This window comes from Johannesbaptistia floridana, from assembly GCF_057440575.1.
In genome coordinates this window covers 1-3,978 of the sequence record NZ_JALKVM010000045.1, presented here as the reverse complement: position 1 = coordinate 3,978, position 3,978 = coordinate 1, and the positions used below count along the sequence as shown (strand labels likewise).

The following is a 3,978-nucleotide window of genomic DNA, read 5'->3' as shown; positions in this document are numbered from 1 at the left end:
GGTGGAGGTATCTTTTCTTACAGTGCAAGCATAACCAATTCCACCATATCAGGTAATACGGCAAACTTTGGCGGAGGTATTGATTCATTTACTACAAATATGGTAAATCTTACTATATCAGGTAACATGGCGTTTCAAAATGGCGGAGGTATCTTTTCTTATGCTACAAATATAACCAATTCTACTATATCAGGTAACGAGGCAGATTATAGAGGCGGCGGCATTTATTCCAACTCTAGTAATAACTTGAACAATAGTATTATCGCCGGAAACATCGCCAGTTATGACCCCAATATATATGCTCCCATTAATCAAAATAACAATAACATCATAGCAGCATCGGCAAATGGTATTATCGAAACAACCCTAGCAGATAACGGAGGGGATACTCAAACTCTAGCTTTAGTTCCAGGTAGCCCGGCCATTGATGCAGGAAACGATAGTTTGGCCCGAGATTTAGATGGTAATCTCTTAACAGGAGACCAAAGAGGGTTACCGCGCTTTGTAGGGACTGTAGATATTGGTGCTTTTGAGTTTGAACCAACTGTAAGTCCCGGAACTATTGAATTCGATTCTCCCACTTACACAGTTAACGAAGATGGTACTGCTGATACCCCGATTACCTTAATAAGAACAGTGGGTAGCGACGGTCTTGTTGATATCACAGTAACTCCCTCTGATGGTACAGCAATTCCCTGTTATGGTACAGGAAATCCCTCTGATGGCAGAGCAACAGCACCAGAAGACTATGATGACACACCAATAGTAGTAAGCTTTGCTGATGGTGAAACTAGTCAAACTGTAACTATACCTATCGTTGATGATAACGATTTAGAAGGAGACGAAACTATTAATCTAGCTCTTTCTAATCCAACCAATGGTGCTAGTATTGGGAGTATATCTACGGCAGTGCTTATTATTGTGGCAAATGATGAAGAGTTACAAATCATTGAAGGAACACCCAACAACGATACCCTCATAGGTACTGATGATGCTGAAATCATTAGAGGATTACAAGGAAATGATGTGATAAGAGCTGAAGGAGGAGACGATATCCTTGAGGGTGGACCGGGGAGCGATCGCTTACTCGGTGGAGATGGCGCTGATACCTTTGTGGTCTTATCTGATGAAGGTAAAGATATCATCAATGACTTTGTTCGAGGTGAAGACCTCTTTAGCAGGGATATAGATTTTGCTGACATCAACACCTTTACACGTAATAACGATCTCAATATTGTAGACAGCAATACTAATAATATTATCGCCGTCCTGAGAAACACTAGTGAGTTTAGTGAAGATGATTATATTCTCACTAACCCTCAACTAGACATCATTGAAGGAACACCCAACAACGATACCCTCATAGGTACTGATGATCCTGAAATCATTAGAGGCTTAGAAGGGAATGATGTGATCAGAGCTCAAGGAGGAGACGATATTCTTGAAGGTGGACAGGGAGGAGATCGCTTACTAGGTGGAGATGGCGCCGATACCTTTGTGGTCTTATCTGGGGAAGGTAAAGATATCATCAATGACTTTGTTCGAGGTGAAGACCTCTTTAGCAGCGATCTTGATTTTGCTGAGCTAAACACTTTTGTAAATAATGGCAACCTGAATATTGTAGACAGCAATACTAATGCTATTTTCGCCGTCTTGAGAAATACCACTGAGTTTACTCAAGATGACTACATAAACAATGATACTGCACTAGACACCATTGAAGGGACAGCTAATAACGATACCCTCATAGGTACTGATGATCCTGAAATCATTAGAGGCTTAGAAGGGAATGATGTGATCAGAGCTCAAGGAGGAGACGATATTCTTGAAGGTGGACAGGGAGGAGATCGCTTACTAGGTGGAGATGGCGCCGATACCTTTGTGGTCTTATCTGGGGAAGGTAAAGATATCATCAATGACTTTGTTCGAGGTGAAGACCTCTTTAGCAGCGATCTTGATTTTGCTGAGCTAAACACTTTTGTAAATAATGGCAACCTGAATATTGTAGACAGCAATACTAATGCTATTTTCGCCGTCTTGAGAAATACCACTGAGTTTACTCAAACCGATTATATTCTTGTGGGCGATATGGCTTAGTTCCTGTTACAGGCTCTAGATTTGAGCTATAGCAAGCTCGCCAATAGATGTTGACAAAAATGATGAAAAGCCCCCCTTAGTAAGGGGGGTGCAATAAACTTACTCAAAATTGCCAGCGAAAGCGGAGAGCGCCTTAGAGGCTGTTTTTTGGTCAATAATCTTGAGTTATTGGGAGGCGCTCTCCGCCACTTCATAAGTTATTTGTGACCCCAAACCATTAACTGGTAAAGGCTGGCAATTTTGAGCAGGTTTTCTCTCGCGGGTTGGGGGGATCTGTAAATATAAATATTGTTAACAGTACAACGCTCATTGCTATAGTTTAAAAGTTTCAGATTATTAGCCAAATAACTGCAAAGATCAAACCCGAGATTTTTGCAGTTATTTTTTAGTAACCTTTTAGTACAGCAGATCAACTTAAATAAATGTTATATTTTATACTTAATATCATCTACGTTTGATTAGTGATGATAAAATTAAATTAAAGTTAACCCCAAAAAAGTTGTTAACTTGATTAGTGTATGGTATCGCGCGACACAAAACCCTACATAAAACAACAGACAAATGAAAATGAGGATTGAGGAATTATGGCGACCTTTACAGTAGAAAGTTTAGCAGATTCCGGTAGTAATAGTTTACGAGAATTAATTGCGCAGGCCAATACAGCCACAGGACCAGATGTAATTAAATTTAATTCATCTTTAAACAATGGCACAATTTCCTTGGTGAGTGGGACATTAGCAGTAACTGATGAGTTAACGATAGACGCCTCAAGTTTAACAGAAGGAGTAACGATTCAGGGGAATGATACCTTTGGACTATTTAATGTACAAGGAAGTACTTTTACCATAGACAACTTGACTCTTACAGGAGGAAGTGCAAGTGTAGGTGGTGCAATTTACTCTGACAATAATACGTTTCTTAACAACTCTACTATATCAGGTAACACAACAGAGTATGACGGCGGCGGTATTTTTTCAGCTACCACAAGCGTAGTAAATTCTACTATATCAGGTAACACAGCAGAGTATGACGGCGGCGGTATTTTTTCATTTACTACAAATATAGTAAGTTCTACTATATCAGGTAACACATCAGCTAGAAGATCTGGTGGAGGCATTTCTTCGGGTGATACAACTATAACCGATTCAACCATATTTGATAACAGAGCAAATTATGATGGAGGAGGCATTTCAGGTGAACGTGTATATGTGACTAATTCAACCATAAGGACTAATCAGGCGTCTATTGGCGGAGGCATTTCAGGTTTCGGTGTATATGTGACTAATTCAAATATAGACTCTAACGGTGGGGGAGGCATTTATTCACTCGACAATACAACTATAAACGATTCAACCATATTTGATAACTATCAAGGGTCATCTATGGTAGGAGGTATTTTTTCAGGGAACAATACAAATATAACCAACTCTACTATATCAGGTAACGGGGGAGATCGTGGCGGAGGTATTTTTTCAGGGAACAATACAAATATAACCAACTCTACTATATCAGGTAACGGGGGAGATCGTGGCGGAGGTATTTTTTCAGAGAACAATACAAATATAACCAACTCTACTATATCGGGTAACACGGCAAACACTGGCGGAGGAATTTATTCAAGCACTACAAACATAACCAATACTAGTATATCAGGTAACAGTGCAGGTTATAGGGGCGGAGGCATTTACTCCTTCAATGATAATAACTTGAACAATAGTATTATCGCGGGCAACACAGCCAGTATAGACCCCAATATAAGAGGTACCATTAATCAAAATAACAATAACATCATAGCAGCATCGGCAACAGGTATTATCGAAACAACTCTAGCCGATAACGGAGGGGATACTCAAACTCTAGCTTTAGTTCCAGGTAGCCAGG

At 39.9% G+C, this 3,978-nt stretch carries 2 protein-coding genes; both read left to right on the top strand.

All coding sequences use genetic code 11. From position 1 onward, the window contains the following. Positions 1-2,097 (top strand): choice-of-anchor Q domain-containing protein (locus tag MW688_RS03290; protein ID WP_486734488.1); only part of this gene is annotated, 2,097 nt, incomplete at its 5' end. A 584-nt stretch (positions 2,098-2,681) separates the two neighbouring features. After that, on the top strand, positions 2,682-3,978 hold a 1,297-nt coding region (locus MW688_RS03285), incomplete at its 3' end, for a beta strand repeat-containing protein (protein WP_486734487.1).